Origin of the sequence: Tissierella pigra (assembly GCF_009695605.1) — a bacterium.
Classification (GTDB): Bacteria; Bacillota; Clostridia; order Tissierellales; family Tissierellaceae; genus Tissierella; species Tissierella pigra.
Genome location: NZ_VUNQ01000107.1, coordinates 1 through 1,540, shown reverse-complemented (window position 1 = coordinate 1,540; position 1,540 = coordinate 1). Strand labels below are relative to the sequence as shown.

Genomic DNA, 1,540 nt, shown 5'->3' with positions numbered 1-1,540 from the left:
AACAGCAGACTCTAACTCGGTATATGTGTTAAACTTTTTAAGATAGTACATTTCTGACTTTAACATTCCCCAAAATGCTTCCATAGGTCCATTATCAATGCATCTTGATACTCTGGACATGCTTTGTATCATACCTGCTTCATCCAACTTCTTTTTAAATGTCTTACTTGTATATTGGTAACCTCTATCGCTATGAAAGATTGGACTACTGTTTGGATATTTAGAATGAGCTATATCAAAGGTATCAAATACCAATTTGTTATTATTTGAATGTCCTAATACAAAAGACACAATACTTTTATCCGCAAGATCCAATATTGCACTAAGGTATGCTTTACCTCCAGACCCATACTTCATCTCTGTTACATCTGTGAGCCATTTTTCTCCAAATTGATTCGATTTAAAGTCTCGATTAAGTATATTATCAGCTGTAATTTCAGGAGTTGATTTAATGTAATTTTTCCTCTTTTTACGGCATACTGATTTTAGCTTTAATATATCCATTAGACGATAAATTCTTTTATGATTGACTTTTAGGTTATGCTCACGATTAAGTTTTAATGTCATTTGTCTATAGCCTAGTATTCCATTTCTTTCCTCATAGGCATCTTTAATTAATGGGATTAGTTCTTTATTAAATTTCTCATTAATCTTTTCTTTTCTATTAAGCCATTTGTAGTAAGATGATCTTTGTATTCCAGCCAATTTACATAATTCTGTTACCGGATATTTTTTAGTATCATGTAAATCACGTATTGCTAGATATATATTTTCATGTCTTACCTGACTTAGTATCGACCCCTTTCTAACTCTTCCAGCTTTTTTAGAAAATCAAGCTCCATCTGCTTTCTTTTATTTTCTGCCCGCAATAATTTATTCTCTGCTTTTAATTTCTCTAGCTCGGACATTTCTTCTACAGATTTTCTTTTACCACGTCTATCCTGAAGAGCTTCAACTCCATCCTTTTCATATTTTGTCACCCATGAATAGACCTGCTGATATGATACTTGGAAATGTTGTGCTGTTTCAGCATAGTTATTTTGATGCTCTATACAATATTTTACTATTTCAATTCGTTCTTCATAAGTTGTCTTACGTCCTTTAGTCATGATTGCTATTCCTCCCGTTCCAGAAGATTTTAGTTCCTCATGACTATTATACTTTAAAATCCAGTTTCGTAACTGTTTAGTTGACTTAATTCCATATTTTTTACATATATCAGATAATGATCCTTTTCCATCAAGATAGTCTCTCACAGCCATATTTTTAACCTCTTCTGAATAAATGGTATTTTTAGAGGTGTTATTTAAGCCATCAATACCCAATGATTCATAATTACGGATCCACCTCTTTAAAGTATTATTGCTAACACCAATTAGTTTTGCTGCATGATTGACGGAATCCTCTCCCCTTATACATCTATGAATATATTCAAGTTTTTCATCTATTGTGAAGCTACTTTTTCTTCCCATAAAAAATACTCCTCCTTACAGTAAACAGTTTTATTATTTTAACTGTCTACTACAAGGGGAGCATATCA

2 protein-coding genes are annotated in these 1,540 nt (G+C 32.0%); both read right to left on the bottom strand.

The window, feature by feature from the left end; genetic code table 11:
* A partial coding sequence (locus FYJ83_RS19515) for an IS3 family transposase (protein ID WP_326828379.1) occupies window positions 1–768 on the bottom strand: 768 nt, incomplete at its 3' end.
* Between the two features lie 20 nt (window positions 769–788).
* A complete protein-coding gene (locus FYJ83_RS19510; RefSeq protein WP_154443137.1) occupies window positions 789–1,472 on the bottom strand; it encodes a helix-turn-helix domain-containing protein in 684 nt (227 codons plus the stop codon).
* Window positions 1,473–1,540 lie beyond the last annotated feature (68 nt).

What these genes read in the sequence shown, in the direction of transcription:
- FYJ83_RS19510 (WP_154443137.1), bottom strand. Translation starts at nt 1,472, where the DNA reads ATGGGAAGAAAAAGTAGCTTCACAATAGATGAAAAACTTGAATATATT.